At 58.5% G+C, this 18,308-nt stretch carries 20 protein-coding genes; 13 read left to right on the top strand and 7 right to left on the bottom strand.

All coding sequences use genetic code 11. From position 1 onward, the window contains the following. Window positions 1-116 precede the first annotated feature (116 nt). Genes AC1ENN_RS06810 through AC1ENN_RS06800 form a run of 3 tightly spaced genes read right to left on the bottom strand, consistent with a single transcriptional unit; the run spans window position 117 to window position 2,381 of the window. The gene (locus tag AC1ENN_RS06810; RefSeq protein WP_449646617.1) at window positions 117-899 is read right to left on the bottom strand and encodes a glycerophosphodiester phosphodiesterase family protein; all 783 of its coding nucleotides are present in this window, start codon (window positions 897-899) and stop codon (window positions 117-119) included. After that, the gene (locus tag AC1ENN_RS06805; RefSeq protein WP_449646616.1) at window positions 874-1,788 is read right to left on the bottom strand and encodes an SPFH domain-containing protein; all 915 of its coding nucleotides are present in this window, start codon (window positions 1,786-1,788) and stop codon (window positions 874-876) included. The genes AC1ENN_RS06810 and AC1ENN_RS06805 overlap by 26 nt, the downstream gene beginning before the upstream one ends. Next, a complete protein-coding gene (locus tag AC1ENN_RS06800; RefSeq protein ID WP_449646615.1) occupies window positions 1,785-2,381 on the bottom strand; it encodes an NfeD family protein in 597 nt (198 codons plus the stop codon). Before AC1ENN_RS06800 ends, AC1ENN_RS06805 begins: the two co-directional genes overlap by 4 nt. A gap of 101 nt (window positions 2,382-2,482) precedes the next feature. Here AC1ENN_RS06800 and AC1ENN_RS06795 point away from each other — a divergent pair, with 101 nt between their 5' ends. The 4 genes from AC1ENN_RS06795 (at window position 2,483) to AC1ENN_RS06780 (ending at window position 4,849) form a co-directional block, all read left to right on the top strand. After that, complete coding sequence (locus AC1ENN_RS06795) at window positions 2,483-3,259, top strand: SDR family oxidoreductase (RefSeq protein WP_449646614.1); 777 nt, start codon at window positions 2,483-2,485, stop codon at window positions 3,257-3,259. Between the two features lie 10 nt (window positions 3,260-3,269). Further along, window positions 3,270-3,725 (top strand): NUDIX hydrolase, encoded by a 456-nt coding sequence (locus AC1ENN_RS06790; RefSeq protein WP_449646613.1) that lies wholly within the window; start codon window positions 3,270-3,272, stop codon window positions 3,723-3,725. Continuing rightward, window positions 3,722-4,207, top strand: coding sequence for a heme-binding protein (locus AC1ENN_RS06785; protein WP_449646612.1), 486 nt, complete (start codon window positions 3,722-3,724; stop codon window positions 4,205-4,207). The genes AC1ENN_RS06790 and AC1ENN_RS06785 overlap by 4 nt, the downstream gene beginning before the upstream one ends. A 138-nt stretch (window positions 4,208-4,345) precedes the next feature. Next, window positions 4,346-4,849 carry a hypothetical protein gene (locus AC1ENN_RS06780; RefSeq protein ID WP_449646611.1) on the top strand — a complete coding sequence of 168 codons (504 nt, stop codon included), beginning with the start codon at window positions 4,346-4,348 and terminating at the stop codon, window positions 4,847-4,849. A 540-nt stretch (window positions 4,850-5,389) separates the two neighbouring features. Here the strand turns inward: AC1ENN_RS06780 and AC1ENN_RS06775 are convergent. The 3 genes from AC1ENN_RS06775 to AC1ENN_RS06765 all read right to left on the bottom strand — a co-directional run bounded on the left by AC1ENN_RS06775 (window position 5,390) and on the right by AC1ENN_RS06765 (window position 8,440). After that, complete coding sequence (locus tag AC1ENN_RS06775) at window positions 5,390-7,150, bottom strand: ABC transporter permease family protein (protein WP_480406905.1); 1,761 nt, start codon at window positions 7,148-7,150, stop codon at window positions 5,390-5,392. After that, window positions 7,147-8,055: an ATP-binding cassette domain-containing protein gene (locus AC1ENN_RS06770; RefSeq protein ID WP_480406904.1), complete on the bottom strand. Its 909-nt coding sequence runs from the start codon at window positions 8,053-8,055 to the stop codon at window positions 7,147-7,149. Before AC1ENN_RS06770 ends, AC1ENN_RS06775 begins: the two co-directional genes overlap by 4 nt. A 73-nt stretch (window positions 8,056-8,128) precedes the next feature. Next, complete coding sequence (locus AC1ENN_RS06765; protein WP_449646608.1) at window positions 8,129-8,440, bottom strand: hypothetical protein; 312 nt, start codon at window positions 8,438-8,440, stop codon at window positions 8,129-8,131. Window positions 8,441-8,602: 162 nt separating this feature from the next. On the opposite strand from AC1ENN_RS06765, the gene AC1ENN_RS06760 reads away from it, so the two are divergent. Further along, complete coding sequence (locus AC1ENN_RS06760) at window positions 8,603-10,993, top strand: ATP-binding cassette domain-containing protein (RefSeq protein ID WP_449646607.1); 2,391 nt, start codon at window positions 8,603-8,605, stop codon at window positions 10,991-10,993. 26 nt (window positions 10,994-11,019) lie between these two features. On the opposite strand, the gene AC1ENN_RS06755 is transcribed toward AC1ENN_RS06760, so the two are convergent. Continuing rightward, entirely contained in the window at window positions 11,020-11,424 is a 405-nt protein-coding gene (locus AC1ENN_RS06755; protein WP_449646606.1) for a VOC family protein, read from the bottom strand. A 229-nt stretch (window positions 11,425-11,653) separates the two neighbouring features. Here AC1ENN_RS06755 and AC1ENN_RS06750 point away from each other — a divergent pair, with 229 nt between their 5' ends. From AC1ENN_RS06750 to AC1ENN_RS06715, 8 genes are all read left to right on the top strand, one after another. Continuing rightward, window positions 11,654-12,016 carry a DUF805 domain-containing protein gene (locus tag AC1ENN_RS06750; protein WP_449646605.1) on the top strand — a complete coding sequence of 121 codons (363 nt, stop codon included), beginning with the start codon at window positions 11,654-11,656 and terminating at the stop codon, window positions 12,014-12,016. 226 nt (window positions 12,017-12,242) lie between these two features. Further along, window positions 12,243-13,007: a GAF and ANTAR domain-containing protein gene (locus AC1ENN_RS06745; protein WP_449646604.1), complete on the top strand. Its 765-nt coding sequence runs from the start codon at window positions 12,243-12,245 to the stop codon at window positions 13,005-13,007. Window positions 13,008-13,088: 81 nt separating this feature from the next. Beyond that, window positions 13,089-14,285, top strand: a complete 1,197-nt coding sequence (locus AC1ENN_RS06740) for a Rossmann-fold NAD(P)-binding domain-containing protein (protein WP_480392115.1) — start codon at window positions 13,089-13,091, stop codon at window positions 14,283-14,285. Then, window positions 14,285-14,611, top strand: coding sequence for an NAD(P) transhydrogenase subunit alpha part 2 (locus AC1ENN_RS06735; RefSeq protein ID WP_449646602.1), 327 nt, complete (start codon window positions 14,285-14,287; stop codon window positions 14,609-14,611). The genes AC1ENN_RS06740 and AC1ENN_RS06735 overlap by 1 nt, the downstream gene beginning before the upstream one ends. After that, on the top strand, window positions 14,608-16,029 hold the full coding sequence (locus AC1ENN_RS06730) for an NAD(P)(+) transhydrogenase (Re/Si-specific) subunit beta (protein ID WP_480392114.1): 1,422 nt from the start codon (window positions 14,608-14,610) through the stop codon (window positions 16,027-16,029). The genes AC1ENN_RS06735 and AC1ENN_RS06730 overlap by 4 nt, the downstream gene beginning before the upstream one ends. A gap of 60 nt (window positions 16,030-16,089) precedes the next feature. Continuing rightward, entirely contained in the window at window positions 16,090-16,671 is a 582-nt protein-coding gene (locus AC1ENN_RS06725; protein ID WP_480392113.1) for a DoxX family protein, read from the top strand. Window positions 16,672-16,738: 67 nt separating this feature from the next. After that, entirely contained in the window at window positions 16,739-17,812 is a 1,074-nt protein-coding gene (locus AC1ENN_RS06720; protein ID WP_480406903.1) for a 2,3-butanediol dehydrogenase, read from the top strand. Then, complete coding sequence (locus AC1ENN_RS06715; protein WP_480406902.1) at window positions 17,802-18,248, top strand: pyridoxamine 5'-phosphate oxidase family protein; 447 nt, start codon at window positions 17,802-17,804, stop codon at window positions 18,246-18,248. Before AC1ENN_RS06720 ends, AC1ENN_RS06715 begins: the two co-directional genes overlap by 11 nt. Window positions 18,249-18,308: the final 60 nt, after the last annotated feature.

The following is an 18,308-nucleotide window of genomic DNA, read 5'->3' as shown; positions in this document are numbered from 1 at the left end:
CTACAAGTAATAGACCCTCTTGCTGAACGAATGCTTCCAAGCGCGCAGTGTTCACAGCGAGTTGTCAGTCTTTAACAACGTTTTCGCTGCTGAGACGTGGAATATGCACTGCCTGCTTAGGCTCGCGATTCCACGACTTCGAGGGCAAAATCTGCTCGATCGGTGACGATTCCATCGACTCCAAGATCGAGCAAGTGACGCATTCGCTGCGGTTCATTGATTGTCCAGACGTGCATCTCAAGTCCGAGAGCGTGCACACGTTGAATCATCCGCTGAGTGGTCACCCGCAACCCTAGCGCCTTCTCGGGCACTTGGATGGCGACAAGCCCGCCCAAGGCACGACGCGTTGCCGGCGAAATACCCGTCTTGGCGCTCAATAGCGCCACCATAAAACGACGAGCGGATGCCGAACTCGCCACTCCGGGCAGTTGTTCGACGGTCGCGGCTCGCCGTTTCTCATCAAACGACGTCACCAGTACGCGATCTAGCGCAGAAAGATCGCGGATAGCGCGAACGGTCGGCAATACTGCCCCGCGAGATTTGACGTCAATATTGAAACGGGTCTCGGGGAAAGCATCTAGAGCCTCGGATAAAGAACAGAAGCCCTGACCGTCGCCCAGATCGATGCGACGCAACTCCGCCATCGTCAGTTGCTCAACCTTGAGATCTCGGCCGGCAACGCGCGCAAGGCTGGGATCATGGGAGACGACTGCAACACCATCGAGACTGGCGTGAACATCCGTCTCAATGTATTGAGCTCCGACGGCTACTGCCTTGGCGAAGGCAAGCATCGTATTTTCGGGTACATCCACCGCAAGCCCTCGGTGCGCGAGCACGCGAGGACTCGCGGGGGAGAGGTACGACGATTTGCCGCTAGCGCGCGACTGGTCCTTTGCCACTAAAGAATCCTTCACCAATGCCTTTAAGTGCTTCCGTCAGTTCAGACGGAATGATCCACATTTTGTTGGATTCACCGTTTGCAATCTTAGGCAGCGTTTGAAGGTATTCGTACGCAAGGAGCTTCGGATCGGGGTCACCTTCGTGGATGGCCGCGAATACAGTTTTGATCGCGGCCGCTTCGCCATCGGCGCGCAATACTGCCGCCTTTGCTTCACCTTCGGCTTCGAGAATCGCTGCTTGACGGGAACCTTCGGCCTCCAGGATGGCGGCCTGCTTGGTGCCTTCAGCGGTAAGGATCTGCGCCCGACGGTCACGCTCGGCACGCATCTGCTTTTCCATCGAGTCCTGGATCGACAGGGGCGGGTCAATTGCCTTGAGCTCGACTCGTCCGACGCGGATACCCCACTTGCCTGTTGCTTCATCGAGGACGACCCGCAGTTGCGAGTTGATGTTGTCGCGGCTCGTGAGGGCTTGTTCGAGGTTGAGGCCACCGACGACGTTACGAAGAGTCGTGGTGGTCAGCTGCTCCACTGCCCCAAGGTAGTTGCCGATCTCGTAGGTAGCGGCGCGAGCATCCGTGACCTGAAAGAAGACAACAGTGTCAATGGATACGACGAGGTTGTCTTCGGTAATAACCGGCTGTGGCGGGAACGAAACAACTTGCTCACGCAGGTCGATGAGCGGCAGCATCCGGTCGATGAATGGCACCAGGATGTTGAGGCCCGGCAGCAGCGTTTTGCGGTACTTGCCGAGACGTTCAACGACACCGGCCCGAGCTTGCGGAACAATGCGAATCGCACGAAACAGAGTGGCGAGAACAAAAATGGCGAGTACTACAAGGAGTATCACCACAAAGATCTGGCCTATGAAACCAGCGGGATCAATCACTTTTCTTCCTTTCTCGGCGGCTGTGGGGTCGCTCGAGGCTTGGTGCTGCGGGATTTGGATGCGCGGGGCTTGGAGGTTGGCGGGTCAACGGCTTCGTCCGGCACAGACTGTGCGCTCGTTGTGCCTGCCAATGATTCAGGCACTACCACCGCGATCGCGCCCTCAATAGCGGCTACGGCAACACGCGAGCCAACGGAGATAGCAGAGGCAGCGGAGCGGTCATCGATGCGTGCGGTCCACGTTTCACCGTTGTCGAGCTTGACTTCACCAATACCGTTGGCGAACGCGCCCGTCACGCGCCCGCCGAGCTCGTACAGTGCGTCGACGTTGCTCTTGGCCGGATCGGCCCCTTTCTCAAGATTCATCAGCAGCACCGGCCGGATGGTGAAAATCAGCAGGCCCGAGATGGCGGCGGCGAGAGCAATTTGCAGCCACCATGGCCAGCCAAGCAGGTTAGAGCCGAGGCCGCCGATGAGGGTTCCCGCGGCAATCATGAGGAAGGTGAATTCGAGAGTGAGTACTTCGATCACGATGAAGAGCACGACAAGGGCCAGCCACAGGATCCACAAGTAGTTGGTCAGATCAATGAGCATTGTGCGGCGCCCTTCATCGTTGCGCTGTTCGACAAATCTTCACTCTCGACGCTAGCACTTAGATCACTGCATGGCGCGGCTTCGACCGCTAAAGTCGTAGGGTGAATAGCGAAAACTCGAATCCTCTGGCAGCCCACTCGCTCGATGGCGCACGCGCGCTGATTACCGGTTCATCGCGGGGGATTGGCGCCGATACGGCTGCTTACTTCGCTCAAGCCGGTGCGCGCGTTGCGATTAATTACCGCAACAAGGAGGCCCGCGCTCTCAAGTTAGTCGCACAGCTCAATGAGACTGACGGGTCCGCTATCGCGATTGGCGCTGACCTCACTGACCCTGAAACGGTTGCCGCGCTGTTTGAGACGGTGAAGTCCGAATTCGGTGGCCTAGAGATTCTGGTACTCAACGCCTCCGGTGGCATGGAGGGTGGCATGGCTGAGGACTACGCCATGCAGCTCAACCGTGATGCTCAGGTCAATTTCTTGAAGACCATGATGCCGCTGCTTCATGAGGGTTCACGCGTCGTTTTCGTGACGAGCCACCAGGCTCACTTCATTCGCACAGTCGAGACGATGCCGGAATATGTTCCTGTTGCTCTCAGCAAGCGCGCTGGTGAGGACGCTCTGCGCGAGTTGATTCCTGAGCTTGAGTCTCACGGCATCGGCTTCGTTGTTGTCTCTGGCGACATGATCGAGGGAACAATCACAGCGACTCTGCTGCAGCGCGCCAACCCTGGTGCAATCGAGGCTCGCAAAGAAGCCGCTGGTCGCCTGTACAACGTGAGCGAGTTTGCCGCTGAAGTTGCTTCTGCTGCTGTCGAGCAGGTCCCGGAGAACAACACTCGCTACGTCGGCGACGTCTCAGACTTCCTCAACCAGTAGCGACCCGCAGATGCCGGTGAACCGAACTACCAGCCGTGTGCTGTTGTTCGACCGCGAGCAGCGCTTCTTGCTTTTTCTGACGAAAGCGCCGGATACAAGCGGTGTCGCGCGCTGGCTCACGCCGGGTGGCGGCGTGGACCCGGGGGAGTCACACCACCAAGCGGCACTACGCGAGCTTGAAGAAGAAACCGGACTTGTTATCGAGGATCTCGGTGCGCCCGTGTGGTCGCACGACTTCGTAGTGGAGTGGGATGACGCTGATCATGACACCGGTCACGCCGAGTTCTACCTCGCTCACACGGATGTCTTCGAGCCGTCGCAAGAACAATGGACAGCCGACGAACGCGTCGACGTGTTAGCGCACCGGTGGTGGACCATCGATGAGTTGGCCGCCACATCAGATCGTTATGAACCCGCCGAGCTTGTCGGCGTCATTCGAACGCACCTTCAGGAGATGAACCGATGAGTCGTCCACTACCGCACTACTCGGTGCCTGATGTAGAGTACTTGAATGAGATTGAGTTCGACACCATCACCAATGATGATGCTGTGGCGCTGGGGCTGATTGCCGTACAGGTCATTCAGGAATGGGATCTCAATCTCGCAGTTGAAATCGTTCTCCACGGTGACGTTGTCTTCAAGGCGAAGCTGAAGTCGACAAACGCAGACAACGACCTTTGGCTGGCGGGAAAAGCTGCAGTTGTGAACCATTTCGGCGAAGCTTCGCTCGTGGTCAAGCTGCGCCACCTCGCTGCCGGTACGCCGTTTGAGGAACGAACGGATGTCGACCACGACACGTATAAGGCTCACGGTGGATCGATTCCGCTGTGGGTCGACGGCGCCATCATCGGCACAATGACCATGTCGGGGGAGCCGGACGCAATCGATCACGAAGCCGCTGCTGAGGCGCTGGCGAGGTTCGTCAGCAGCCGTAATCCAAGTTTTTAGTGTGGTGCTGCCGCGAGCACGGGTCGAGCCTCGCATCTCCAAAACTGATAATTAGTTGACAGACGCTCAAGTTTTTGTTTAGCCTATCCATGTGGCTCAGGCCTGAGCCTTCGACGCCACCGCAAGGTGCAATCACTAGTGACTAAGTGGGGGAGCGCCATGAGCGCGGTACGCAGCGGCCTGTACATGGTTTCCGCTGCGGCCGCCGTCGTGGCGATACTGACCGGATGCACCGGCATCTCAGAGGCAGACGTCGAAGTCAGAGTTCACACGCCGAACCCCACAAACACGGCTAGAGATTCCGTTATGTCAGAAACTCCAGAATTGATGGCGTTCGACACCGGGGGCGAAGTTGTCCTAGCGACGAGCACCAATGCCGGCGGCTCTATCGATGTGTCGCCATTCGCCCCCACAACAGGACGAATCGCAGTGTATTCAGATTGTGTTGGCCCCGGCCGCATGACAGTGTCGATCGGTGACGTCGCACAGTCTTCTCACGACTGTCGCGAAAGCTCAGATGACGCAGTCCACCTAGACCAGCTGGATATCGATCCCAGCGGCAGCTATTCAATCGCAGTGACGACCGACAACCAGCAGCCCTGGACCGTCACGGTCGTCGCGTTGCCGCCGTTGCAGCCCTGACCTCTGCCGCCCCTCTCAAGGACGTATTTAGTATCCGATAATGCACATTATGTCAGCTCAAGGAGGAAAGCACCCCTGCGCGTGTTGCCCGACGACCAATCGCGACGAACCTGGCCACTCAGTGCACGCCCACGCCACGATTGCCTCATTGGGCTCCTGGCGACTAATGGCCTAGATTTCACGGCAGCACAATCCTAGAACCGAGAAATGGACTTTAGCTCACCAGTTCTTGCCGTCTCGTGGCTGACCGGGAACGCGAGTCTGCAGAGAAATTCGTGGCGGACCAACAACCCCACCCGACCACAAGACGAGAAAGGGCGGTCGGCAGGACCGCCACTCCCCCGTGTCGTGCCGCGAACTCGCTGCGAGTGCGCGGCCAGCCCTCAGGGACGCACGCTCATTCGGCTCTAGGAATGAGATCGACTTCGCTACTTGAAAGCGTTGCTTGAGTCCGACGACGCTTCTCTCAGCAAAACAATCAGCCATCTGGAGCATGCCTCCCAGCCGAATACCAAAGCCTCTGGCGCTCGTTGTTTGCGCTCACACCCCTCGGCGCCGAAAGGAGATCCAACCGAGCAATAGGCTCCCGAACGCCCACAGAGCCAACACTGCCATCGATTCGTGAGGTCGAAGCTGCAGTACGTCGCCGAACTGGAAGAGTGGCATCGTCTCGTTCAGGCCGATCATGCTCGCCGCGTCTGGCCCCGACGGAAGTAGCGAAATAGCGTTGAGGGGCCACAAGAAAACAGTTCCCCGCGCTTGAATCTGAAGCGGCCCAAACACACTGGGAACGATTATGAAGATCAAGGCTAGCGCCACAATCGCGGCTGCCGACGAGCGAGCGATCAATCCGATTCCGCAACCCAGCGCTGACACCAGCCCGAAGATTAGTGTTCCTTTTGCTAGTGAGATTGCCACAACCGGGGCGTCAAGGTCAGCGGGGAAGCCGAACCGCTGCTGTAGCTCTGTCACCACTACGGCTGTCACTGTCAGCGAAACAATGCCCACCCCCATCGACATAGCCACGACGACACCCGTCTTCGCCAGCACCAGCCATCCGCGCTTGGGGACGGCGACAACCGTAGGCCGAATGTTTCCTGTCGAGAAGTCTGACGTCATCACGAGAGCACCGAGGGCCGCGAGGAAATACTGCGCGAGCGCGAGCCCCCCGGTAATCGCAGAGGACTGTTCGTGGAACGTGACGCGAGCCAGGTCGCCGGGAAGGATCGGAGGAACTAGAACTTCATCGGGAATTCGGCCCGACGCATACTGGTACCCCAACACGACAATCGAGATACCGCTCAGCGCCAGTAACCAACGAGCTGAAGGCATCGACAACGCCTTAACAGACTCAGCGTGCACTACGCCCCAGAACGTCAGCCCCGGCCGGAGCGGCCTCGCGCCATCCTTTGTCTGAAAGCGGCGAGTTCGTCTTGCGCTCAGAGCCCTGGGGTAAAGAGATCGTTTCGAAAAGATAGACGTGCCGGCCCCAAGTGCCAGAAAAACAAAAACGAATAGGCAAAGGAATCCGATTGATTGATCGAGGGTTGAAACGACCGTACCGCCCAACACGAAGGGTTCCGCCGGAGGGAGCGTCGTAAACGCCTGAAGCGCTGATGCTGGCAGCACCGCTATAACGCCCTCAGCGGTATTCCCGCCAAACAAGAAGAGGATGCTCGGTAGCAGAAACACAATCGCCACAAGCATCACGGTGGCAGAACCACCGCTTCGCATCAGTGCACCACAGGCCACTCCAAGCACAGCGAATAGACCACAGCCCACAGCAATACTTATCAGCAGTCCGAGGGCGCTTTCCACACCAGCTTCTGAGTAGCCTCGCGATGTCAGCGTCACCGAAGAAATCCAAGCGCCGGCGAGTACACCCGGAAGAGCAGCCATCGCGGACAGGGCGATGACTGGCACAGCTTTGGCAACAACCAACAGTGAACGGCGCGGCACTGCGGAAAGAGACGCAGCCACAACGTCACCCGTGTACTCCGAAGTCATCGCAATAATGCCCAAAATCGCGGAAAGAAAAGCGAGGGGAAGCGCCGCGACCGCGATCGATTCGAAAAACACCGGTGACGCGCCCTGACCGGGAACGCCGTCTGTGTGCGACGGCACCGGGAATACACGTGCGCCAGCAAGCACGACCGGGACGATGAACATCAGTACGACAACGGCGTGCGGTGGCCGCAGCGACCAGAGCTTAACAAACTCCGAACGCATCGCACCGGCGGTAATAACAGCCCATCGGGATGTTTCACTCCTCGGGCGGCTGAAGGAAACGTGAGCACTCACGCTGATGACCCTTGCCTGTATTCGACGCTAGCGTCTGTGAGATGACGGTAGGTATCTTCCAGCGATTCAGTCTGTGTCTGGAGTTCGGAGAGCGGTATCCCCAGCGCGGTTGCACAAAGGCCGACAGCTGCGGCTGATGCGCCCTCAACGAGAAGGGTGTCATCGGTTACATCAACGATCGCACCCTGCGCAGCCATTGCGCGAGCCAGCTCTCCAGCACGAGGGCTGCGCGCTCTAATATGCTCGACGCCCTGTGCTCGAGCAAGATCAGCGAGTTTGGTGTCGGCCAGCACCTTGCCCCGCCCCACGATTACCACGTGGTCTGCGGTGAGCGCGACCTCGCTAATAAGGTGCGAGGAGAGTAGCACTGTTCGCCCCTCCGCCGCGAAAGACCGAACGAGCTCCCGAAACCAGATCACACCGCCGGGGTCCAACCCGTTCACAGGCTCGTCGAAAACATACACTTCTGGATCGCCCAGCATTGAGGCCGCAATGCCGAGCCGCTGACGCATGCCCAGCGAGTAGCCGCGAACACGACGCGACGCGACACCACTGAGTCCGACCTCTTCGAGCACAAACTCCACTCGCTCATTCGAGATTCCATGCGTGAGAGCAAGCGCGCGAAGGTGATCGAATCCCGAGCGACCCGGATGCGCGTTGCGAGCATCCAACAGCGCACCGACACGAAACAGTGGGTTTCTGATTTGCCCATAGCGTTCGCCGCCCACGAGCGCTTCCCCTGAGCTCGCCACCTCGAGCCCGAGTAAGATCCGCATTGTCGTGGTCTTGCCGGAGCCATTTGGCCCGAGGAAACCTGTTACTTGTCCCGACTCGGCTGTGAAGCTCAGGGAATCGAGCGCGAGCTTATTCCCGAAACGCTTGGTCAACTTGCGAAACTCGATCAATCAATTCCCCTTGGGCCGTGCGAAACACACGCACATGACAGAACAGCGAAACTAGCGCGATGAGCCGCCACTGCTATTTGTAGCTCGGCCACACCTGGGTATAGCCGCCGCAGGAAGCGTGCGCATTCACGATATTGGCACCTCCGTTGACGTAATACCAGCCACCAAGATCAGTCCACGAAGCAAAGGGCCATGCTGCATGGCAAGTTACGTTGACACGTGCATATCCGACACCGGAACATGACGCCGTTGCGATGTTGTTAAGGGATCCGGCGCCCCAACAGTTCGCAGCGGCGTTCGCAGGCGCTGCGATAAGCAGTGGGCTGAGCAAGGCAAGCCCAATTGCGGCGATTAGTCCTCGCGAGCGGAGCTGTGAAATTTTCATAACTATTCCTCTCATTTAGATTTATAGAAGAATACTCACACTATGAGAACGAATTGTCTACCCCTGTGCCGAGAAACCTCAGAGCGCTTTCGCGATAATGGACACAAAGCATCCGCGACCCCATCGAGCCGCGACATCCGCACCGCCAGGAAGGCACCCACGATGGCCAACACGAGCAACCACGACTCCCCCAGCGCTCACGCGGCTGACGGCCACGATCTGATTCGCGTGCGGGGCGCCCGCGAAAACAACCTCGCCGATGTGAGCATCGACATTCCGAAACGTCGCCTGACGGTCTTCACGGGCGTCTCGGGGTCGGGCAAAAGTTCGTTGGTCTTCGGCACAATCGCGGCCGAGTCACAACGCATGATCAACGAGACCTACAGCTCCTTTCTACAGGGCTTCATGCCCTCGCTCGCACGCCCCGATGTCGATGTGCTTGAGGGCCTTACGACGGCGATCATCGTCGACCAGGAGCGCATGGGATCCAACGCCCGCTCGACGGTGGGCACCGCGACCGACGCCAACGCCATGCTCCGTATTGTTTTCAGCCGCCTCGGCGATCCCCATGTCGGCTCGCCGCAAGCGTTCTCGTTCAACGTGGCATCCATCTCGGGCGCAGGTGCGGTCACGTTTGAGAAGGCCGGCGTCACGACCAAGGAACGGCGCGAGTTCAGTATCACGGGCGGTATGTGCCCGACGTGCGAAGGTCGTGGCACCGTCAACGACATCGATCTGACACAGCTCTACGACGACAGCAAGTCACTAGCCGAAGGTGCCCTCACCATCCCGAACTACACCGCCGATGGCTGGATGGTGCGCATCTTCACCGAGTCAGGCTTCCTCGACCCCGACAAGCCCATCAAGAACTACACGAAGGCTGAGCTGCACGACTTTCTTTACAAAGAGCCGGTCAAGGTCAAGATGCAGTCGATCAACATGACCTACGAGGGATTGATCCCCAAGATTCAGAAGTCGATGCTGACGAAAGACCGTGAGGCGATGCAGCCCCACATCCGTGCGTTCGTCGATCGGGCCGTCACATTCACGGCCTGCGCCGATTGCGGGGGCACTCGACTCAACGAGGGTGCCCGAGCATCCAGAATCGCGGGAATCAGCATCGCGGATGCCTGTGCCATGCAAATCAGCGACCTCGCCGCGTGGGTGCGCGGCCTGAATGAACCATCCGTCGCCCCGCTGCTCGAAGCGCTGCAGCAGACCCTCGATTCGTTCGTGGAAATTGGCCTCGGCTACCTCTCTCTCGATCGTCCAGCAGGCAGCCTCTCGGGTGGTGAAGCCCAGCGCACCAAGATGATCCGCCACCTCAGTTCTTCGCTGACCGACATCACTTACGTTTTTGATGAGCCGACCATCGGCCTCCACCCGCACGATATTCAACGGATGAACGAGCTCCTGTTTCGCCTGCGCGACAAGGGCAACACGGTACTCGTCGTCGAGCACAAGCCCGAGACGATTTCGATTGCCGACCACATTGTCGACCTCGGTCCTGGGGCCGGCACCGACGGTGGCAAGATTTGTTTCGAGGGCAGCTTCGATGAACTTCGTCAGAGCGACACCGTCACTGGCCACCACATCGACGATAGGGTCTCGGTCAAAGACACGGTGCGCTCCCCTACCGGCGTCATGGAAATTCGCGGCGCGGACACCCACAACCTCAAGAACGTGGATGTCGACATCCCGCTCGGCACCCTCGTCGTGATTACAGGAGTCGCCGGTTCGGGCAAGAGCTCGCTCATCCTTGGTTCAGTCGTTCCCCGCGACGGCGTCGTGTCGGTCGATCAAGCTGCCATAAAAGGATCGCGGCGCAGCAATCCGGCAACCTACACCGGACTCCTCGAGCCGATTCGCAAAGCGTTCGCCAAAGCGAATGGGGTCAAGCCAGCCCTTTTCAGCGCTAACTCTGAAGGCGCCTGTCCCAACTGCAACGGGGCAGGCGTCATTTATACCGACCTCGGCGTGATGGCGACCGTCGCCACTACCTGCGAGGTTTGTGAGGGCAAACGCTTCCTCGCCTCCGTGCTTGAATACACGCTCGGTGGGCGCAACATCAGTGAGGTGCTCGGGATGTCCGTGTCCGAAGCCGAGGCCTTCTTCGGTGAAGGTGACGCACGCATGCCCGCAGCTCACGCCATCCTCGATCGGCTCGTCGATGTGGGCCTCGGCTACTTGCGTCTTGGCCAGCCGCTACCCACACTTTCGGGCGGTGAGCGGCAACGGCTCAAGCTCGCCACCCAAATGGCAGACAAGGGCGACGTTTATGTTCTGGATGAACCAACCACGGGCCTGCACTTGGCCGATGTCGAGAGACTCCTCGCCCTACTCGACCGTCTCGTCGATTCGGGAAAATCCGTGATCGTCGTTGAGCACCATCAGGCGGTGATGGCCCATGCGGACTGGATAATTGACCTCGGCCCAGGCGCTGGGCACGAGGGCGGTTCGATTGTCTTTGAGGGAACTCCGGCCGATCTCGTCGCGGCACGCTCGACCCTCACCTCGCAGCACTTAGCCGCTTACGTAGCTCAGCGCACCTAACGCCAACCACTCACAGCCGCTACCAGCTACCAGCTATAGATTCGGGGAATGATCGCGTGTCGCGCGGATTGATCCGGCCCGGGAAACACAACCATCACTGCTAAGTGATCGGGGTCACGCCCTTCAACAACCTCGAAATCGTCGAGACGCTCTCGGCGCACATGGCGAGACTGGCGCCTCAGGGCGTTTTCGGACCGTTGCAGTTCCTCAAGGCTGTCTGCGCTCCAGATCAGGTACTGCAGACCGACAGAACCCGACACTCGACTGGGCTGTGCATGCTTACCGCGGAGGTAAAGCTCGTAGCCTTCGCCGCCTACGAGCAGCGCGGCAGATTCATCCCGAACAGAGCACTTAAGCCCGAGAAGGTCGGAATAAAAGGCGATCGATCTATCAAGATCGGATACGAACATGACTGGGGATGAGAGACGCACAACAACTCCTCGCTAAGAGAATGTCAGCCCGCACCAGCGAGCGAGCTAACCCTGACGCCTACTTTGCACGTCAGTTCCCTGTTGGACGTCAACGCTACGCTTACCCGCAGCCCGTTCGGCAAATCTTCACTGTTTATTCAGGAAGGCCCCGGGCTTTTATCTGGTTCCATTACCCGCACGATGCAAGAAGCGCCTAGCCTGAAACAAAGCCGACCCAGTGGGAGCCATTGTGACTTTCTTCGAATCCATCGCCACAGTCTTCCGCAAGTATGCGGATTTCACCGGCGTCGCCAGTCGCTCTGAGTACTGGTGGTTCGCCCTCTTCTCCTTCATCACTACAGCGATCGCTGCAGCACTTGACCCCACCACGGGAGACAATGTAGCCGCGATTGGACTCTCAGTCGGGCTCAGCAGCGCCTGGTCTCTTGCCCTCCTCCTCCCGCAACTGGCGGTTACCGTGCGAAGACTGCGTGACACCGGTCGCAACTGGACCAACATCTTCTGGGTACTCGTGCCCATCGCAGGCCTCATCGTGCTGATCGTTTTCTTGACCCAGCCGAGCGCTCCCGGGACGTCTCGGGAACACGTATAGGCGCTTCATAGCATTCGTCGCCACGACGACTCTCATCACGACTGGAGATCATCTGCTAACAGCCTCCTACATCTCTAAGCCGGTTGTCGCGGTTTCAGCGGTAGCCTCAAATGGAATGGGTTACTTTGCACGCACCGTTCACGATGACGCTCGTGACATAGTTGCGCGAGTACTCGAGTTCAATCTACTGAACCAAAATCCACCTCCCGGTAAGAAAGAGCGCCAGATGGACGGCACAACCCGCGAGGCCCAAATCAGTGCCGCGTTCGTCACCGTTGCGGAAACACTCTCCGCCGACCACGACATGGTGGATGTACTGCACACCTTTGTTGAACGGTGCGCCGAGATCGTGTGTATGGATGCCGGCGGACTCGTACTGGTCGATGACACTGGTGAGCTCCAACTCATGACATCGACGAACGAAGCCGCAATGATGCTGGAAAGTATTCAACTCGAGGATGGGGCAGGGCCATGCATCGACTGTTTCCAGAGCGGAAATGCAGTAGCGATTGATGACATTTCGGCGTCAGTTGCTTGGCCAGTGTTCTCTTCTACCGCCGTTGGGCTGGGGTTCAACTCGCTCCTATCGATCCCGATGAAGGTCCAGGGCAGGGTGCTCGGTACGATGAACCTCTTTAGGGCCGCGAGCGAAGCCGTTAGCTCACGGGATGCCGCGGTGGCTCAAGCCCTCGCTGATGTCGCGACGATCGGGATCACCCACGAGCGCGCGCTCCACGAGGCGCACGTTGTCGAAGAACAATTACACAATGCCCTGACGAGCAGGATCGCCATAGAACAGGCGAAGGGCATCGTTGCGAACGGCTTATCGCTCAGTATGGACGATGCGTTCGGAATACTGCGCCAGTACGCCCGTGATCGCAACCTCACAATTCGGGCAACATCAGAATTGGTGAGTCGACGGGAGGTCACGGTGCAGCACATTGTTGCAGCTGGGACCAAGCAAAAATCGTCGAAACTTATCCACAATTAGGCGGCAAACGCTGGTGTACTCTTGAGGTAGTTGCTCCAGACCTTGGCAACGGAATTTGTTCCGTTTCGATCAAGGATGGCAATGCCCAAGTCAGGTACAGGCTTCACCGTCGGGGTTCTTTCCGAAAACAGTTCGCGCGAGCATCGCGTCAGTCTCGACCCGAGCGCTACTAAACACCTTGTCCAGACTGGATTTGCTGTTGTCGTCGAAGAGGGATGCGGATTAGGTGCGAGCTTCACTGATGCGAGCTATTTAGCCGCCGGAGCCAGAATCGCGACGTCCGTCGAGGTCATCGCCAGTTGCGATGCACTCGCCTCCCTCTCCCTCCCTCCTACTAGAGTCACCGACGGTCTCACCGCGGGCAGCGCGGTGATTGGTCTGCTCGACCCGCTAAATAACCTCAGCAGAGTCAAAGCATTGGCTGCCCAAGGGCTCACCCTCGTGGCACTCGAATTGCTCCCCCGAACCCTCAGCCGTGTCCAATCAATGGATGCTCTCAGCTCCCAATCGAGCGCGGCAGGCTACCGCGCGGCAATAGTGGCAGCAGAGAAATTTGGCCGCTACCTCCCCATGATGATTACGGCATCCGGAACCGCAACGCCCGCGAAGGCAATCGTTATTGGCACGGGTGTCGCGGGGCTGCAAGCAATAGCTACAACGAAGCGACTTGGTGCTGTTGTAACGGGGTACGACGTGAGAGAAGCATCCCGCACCGAAGTTGAGTCGCTTGGCGCCAAGTTCTTGACGTCGTCCGTTGCCGCTGGTGCTGGTGAAGGCGGCTATGCCCGGGCAATGACTACTGACGAGCAGGCGACCCAGCAACAAGAACTCGCAGACGCCCTTGTCGGTTTCGACATCATCATCACGACCGCGAAGGTGCCAGGACGCACTCCCCCGCTGCTCGTCTCGGAAGATACTCTCGCGGAACTGAAACCCGGAACCGTCTGCGTCGATCTCGGGGCGAGCGACAAAGGCGGAAACGTCTTTGGCTCGATCGATGGTGAAACACTCACGACCGCGAACGGTGTCGTAATAGTCGGCGGGGGCAACCTTCCCGCCGATCTCCCCTCCTCATCCTCCCTAATGTTTGGCCGAAATGTCGCGGCGGTCATCGAGACAATCGCCCCTGCGGGTGTAATCACGATCGATCCAGCCGACGAGGTCCACAAAGCGATCGTCGTTTGTCATGCAGGAGATGTCACGAATACCGCGGTGCGCACCGTCCTCGATAGCGACCCCCTCACTCCAGCCGACCCTTCGAAAGCACAGGCCAAGTAATGGAAACCCTGTACAGCAACCTCGCTATTTTCGTTCTCGCGCTTCTCGTGGGTGTCGAAGTGATCGGCAAGATCCCTTCGACGCTGCACACCCCCATGATGTCGGGATCCAATGCCATCCACGGAGTCGTCATTGCTGGCGCCGTTGTCACGGCGTCACTCGCCAATTCTCCAACCGGCTACATTCTGACCTTCATTGCGGGTGCCTTCGCTGCCGCAAATGTGTTCGGAGGGTATGCCGTGACCGACCGCATCCTGAAGATGTTTACCCGCCCGACACCGCACAAGATGGCCGACACCACGAGCGGCAAGGAGGACGCCTCATGACCGGCTTCGAGTTCCTCGTGGGCATTCTCTACCTCCTCTCGGCATCGCTCTTTGTAGTCGGGCTCCACATGATGCGTGCACCAGCAACTGCCCGAAACGGGAATCGCATCTCCGCTATCGGGATGGTCATCGCGGTCTTGGCAACGATTATGCTTTCACTCGTCTCCGACGGTGGTCAATGGATTGCGTGGGTGGCGCTCGCTGCCGGCGTGCTCGTCGGCGCGGTCTTCGGGGTATATCGAGCGCTCACGGTCAAGATGACCGATGTCCCTCAGCTCGTGAGCGTATTCAACGCCGTCGGAGGTAGCGCCGCTGCCGCGATTGCCTTCGCCGCTTTCATCATGGCAACCAGCAACGATCCACTCGACTTAACCGTCTCTATCCCCGTCGTTCTCGACGTACTCATTGGATCGATCACTTTCTCAGGATCGCTTATCGCGGCAGGAAAGCTGCAGGGCATCATCCCCGGCAACCCCGTAACGTTCCCTGGATTCCGTGTTCTTAATGCCACGATGGCTCTTATCGCCCTCGGCGCGAGCGTTGCGGCAGTCATCCTGCCCGATAACACCCTGCTCCTCGTGGTGGTTCTCGTGACCGCGCTCATCCTCGGCATTCTTATGGTGCTGGCTATTGGCGGCGCTGATGCGCCGGTCGTCGTGTCGCTCCTGAATGCACTCACTGGTCTAGCTGTGGCGATGGCTGGCTTCGCAATCAACAATCAGGCGCTCATCATCGCAGGTGCTTTGGTCGGCGCCGCTGGCACCATTCTGACGCTGCAAATGGCTCAAGCGATGAACCGCTCAGTGCTCTCGATCATCGTCGGTGGATTCGGCACCGGCGAGATTACGGCAACGGCAGGACCAGCGGATGAGGAACTCACCAATGTGCGGAGCCTCACTTCGGATGATGTCGCGATTCAACTCGCCTATGCGCAGAGCGTCCTAATCGTTCCCGGCTACGGACTCGCCGCAGCGCAGGCCCAGCACGAAGTCGCCGAGCTCGCTGCGCTGCTGATGGCCCACAACATCGACGTCAAGTACGCCATCCACCCCGTTGCTGGACGAATGCCGGGCCACATGAACGTACTCCTCGCCGAAGCCAATGTGCCTTATGAGCAGATGCTCCAACTCGACGAGGCGAATGCGGCGTTCGATAACTGCGATGTAGCTCTGGTAATCGGAGCCAACGATGTCTGTAATCCGGACGCTCGAACGCCGGGCAATGCTGTCTCAGGGATGCCCATTCTCGACGCCGATCATGCCAAAGCCGTTGTCGTCATCAAGCGATCGATGCGCCCTGGCTACGCGGGCATCACCAACCCGCTGTTCACCGATCCCAAGACGGGAATGCTCTTCGCCGATGCGAAGAAAGCACTTACTGACATCACCGTGGCTGTCAAACAGTACGTCTCCGCCTGAATCCCCTTGAAGCCACTCGGTTTCATTTTCTCAATCATCCACCACTGAAGGAATACAACGATGACCACACGTACAGCCGCAGCCCCACCACTCTCCCGGAACGAGACGGGCACGGTGGTAGAGGCTGGCAATCGAGTCGTTTCGGCTACTGGGCGCCGCGTTCTGGCAGTGTTACGTCTCGCTACCGGGTTCCTTTTCCTGTGGGCGTTCTTCGACAAGACCTTCGGTCTGGGATTCTCGACCCCAGCGGAACGAGCGTGGATCAACGGCGGAGCTCCCAGTCAAGGTTTCTTGACCGGCGATGCCGTTGTCGGCCCCTTAAAACCGGCTTTTGCTGCGATCGCCAGCCCCACCTCCGACATTCTTTTTATGCTCGGAATGCTCGGAATCGGCGTTGCTGTGATGTTGGGAATCGGCCTACGTGTCAGTGCCGTAGCGGGAACCGTCATGATGCTCCTGATGTACCTCGCCGAGTGGCCGTTCGCAGCGAACGCGGGTTCCACTAACCCGCTCGTGGACTACCACATCATTTATGCACTCGCACTAATCACCATCGCTGCGCTGTCGGCAGGAGACACCTGGGGTGTTGGCCTGGCGTGGAAGCGACTCAGCATTGTGCAGAAGATGCCATGGCTGGTCTAGCGATTCTCCCCTAGTTCCCTAGTTCCCTAGTGCCAACCGTTGACCACTGAGTAGATAGAAGAAGACTATGAAGGCAGCACGTTTCTACGGACGCAAAGACATCCGTATCGAAGATATTCCTGCACCAGAACTTCGCCAAGGGACTGTCGCTATCGACGTCGCGTGGTGCGGCATTTGCGGAACAGACCTTCACGAATACCTCGAAGGGCCCATTTTCATTCCCGCGGCAGGACACCAACACCCGCTCACTCACGAGGACGTCCCGGTGACCATGGGCCATGAGTTCTCGGGAACGATCACCGCTCTCGGTGAAGGAGTTACTGACCTCACCGTCGGCGAAAACGTTGTCGTCGAACCGTACTTTGTGTGCGGTGAGTGCGCACCTTGCCGTGCAGGCAACTACAACCTCTGCACAAAAATGGGTTTCATCGGCCTCGCTGGCGGAGGCGGAGGACTCAGCGAAAAAGTCGTCATTGAGCGTCGCTGGGTTCACCCGATCGGCGACATCCCGCTCGATCAGGCCGCCCTCATTGAACCCCTCGCCGTTGGCCATCACGCGTTCGTGCGCAGTGGTGCGAAAGCCGGCGATGTTGCATTCATCGGTGGCGGCGGCCCCATCGGTCTTCTGCTCGCCGCCGTGCTCTCAGCAGAGGGAATCACGGTAATTTTGTCCGAGCCCGGAACAGCACGGCGCGAAATGGCGTTGTCCACCGGAGTGGCCAAGCACGTGATCGCCCCCAGCGTCGAGGATGCTGTGGCTAAAGTCATGGAGCTGACTAACGGAGTCGGTGCCGATGTCGCCTTCGAGTGCTCAAGTATCAATGCAGTGCTCGATCAACTCTTTGACGCGGTGAAGCCCACTGGTGTTATCGTCAACGTCTCCATTTGGGGTCATCCTGCACAACTCGATATGCAAAAGCTCGTCCTCAAGGAAATTGATCTGCGCGGGACGATTGCCTACGCGCACGATCACCCCGCAACAATCAAACTTGTTCAGGACGGCAAGGTCGACCTCGCACCGTTCATCACGGGTCGGATACCTCTCGACAAACTCATCGATGAGGGATTCATGACGCTCATTGATCACAAGGAGACTGCCGTCAAGATCATCGTTCGGCCGGAGGTCGGCAATGTCTCATGACATGAGTGAAGCAGGCTGGTCGCCGCAAGGACCTGTAGTCGAGCTTTCCGATCAGGCAAGCCTCGGTCTGCTCGCCAGTAAAAGCTTCGGGCATCTTGCCCTCAGCAATGAGGGGCGCCCAGATATCTTCCCGGTCAACTATTACTGCGACAAAAAAACAATCCTGTTCCGCACCGCATCGGGTTCGAAGGTTCACGAGCTCACCGAGAACATTCACGTTGCCTTCGAAGTCGACCAAACGACTCCGAATGACGTGTGGAGTGTTGTTGTTCGAGGATTAGCAACAGTGCTCGATGACGCGTCGCAGGTGACAGCTCAGGCTCTCAAGACGCTGCCGGATTGGGTTCCAGTGGAGTCCTTCGTCTATATCCTGATCGAGCCAGAATCTATCCGCGGTCGCCTCTTTGAAGGCCGCCTGCCCATTGGACACAGTTAGTGTCAATAGAGTTGTTTTGTGGGTCGGCGGGAATCTGTTCCGGCCGACCCGCCAACTGTT

The organism is Rhodoglobus sp. G.S.23 (genome assembly GCF_056675935.1).
The sequence above is the reverse complement of the archived record's forward strand: the minus strand, read 5'-3'. Positions and strand labels throughout refer to the sequence as shown.

What these genes read in the sequence shown, in the direction of transcription:
- AC1ENN_RS06740 (WP_480392115.1), top strand. Translation starts at nt 13,089, where the DNA reads ATGCCCAAGTCAGGTACAGGCTTCACCGTCGGGGTTCTTTCCGAAAAC.
- AC1ENN_RS06720 (WP_480406903.1), top strand. Translation starts at nt 16,739, where the DNA reads ATGAAGGCAGCACGTTTCTACGGACGCAAAGACATCCGTATCGAAGAT.
- AC1ENN_RS06760 (WP_449646607.1), top strand. Translation starts at nt 8,603, where the DNA reads ATGGCCAACACGAGCAACCACGACTCCCCCAGCGCTCACGCGGCTGAC.
- AC1ENN_RS06800 (WP_449646615.1), bottom strand. Translation starts at nt 2,381, where the DNA reads ATGCTCATTGATCTGACCAACTACTTGTGGATCCTGTGGCTGGCCCTT.
- AC1ENN_RS06745 (WP_449646604.1), top strand. Translation starts at nt 12,243, where the DNA reads ATGGACGGCACAACCCGCGAGGCCCAAATCAGTGCCGCGTTCGTCACC.
- AC1ENN_RS06735 (WP_449646602.1), top strand. Translation starts at nt 14,285, where the DNA reads ATGGAAACCCTGTACAGCAACCTCGCTATTTTCGTTCTCGCGCTTCTC.
- AC1ENN_RS06730 (WP_480392114.1), top strand. Translation starts at nt 14,608, where the DNA reads ATGACCGGCTTCGAGTTCCTCGTGGGCATTCTCTACCTCCTCTCGGCA.
- AC1ENN_RS06785 (WP_449646612.1), top strand. Translation starts at nt 3,722, where the DNA reads ATGAGTCGTCCACTACCGCACTACTCGGTGCCTGATGTAGAGTACTTG.
- AC1ENN_RS06790 (WP_449646613.1), top strand. Translation starts at nt 3,270, where the DNA reads ATGCCGGTGAACCGAACTACCAGCCGTGTGCTGTTGTTCGACCGCGAG.
- AC1ENN_RS06765 (WP_449646608.1), bottom strand. Translation starts at nt 8,440, where the DNA reads ATGAAAATTTCACAGCTCCGCTCGCGAGGACTAATCGCCGCAATTGGG.
- AC1ENN_RS06715 (WP_480406902.1), top strand. Translation starts at nt 17,802, where the DNA reads ATGTCTCATGACATGAGTGAAGCAGGCTGGTCGCCGCAAGGACCTGTA.
- AC1ENN_RS06725 (WP_480392113.1), top strand. Translation starts at nt 16,090, where the DNA reads ATGACCACACGTACAGCCGCAGCCCCACCACTCTCCCGGAACGAGACG.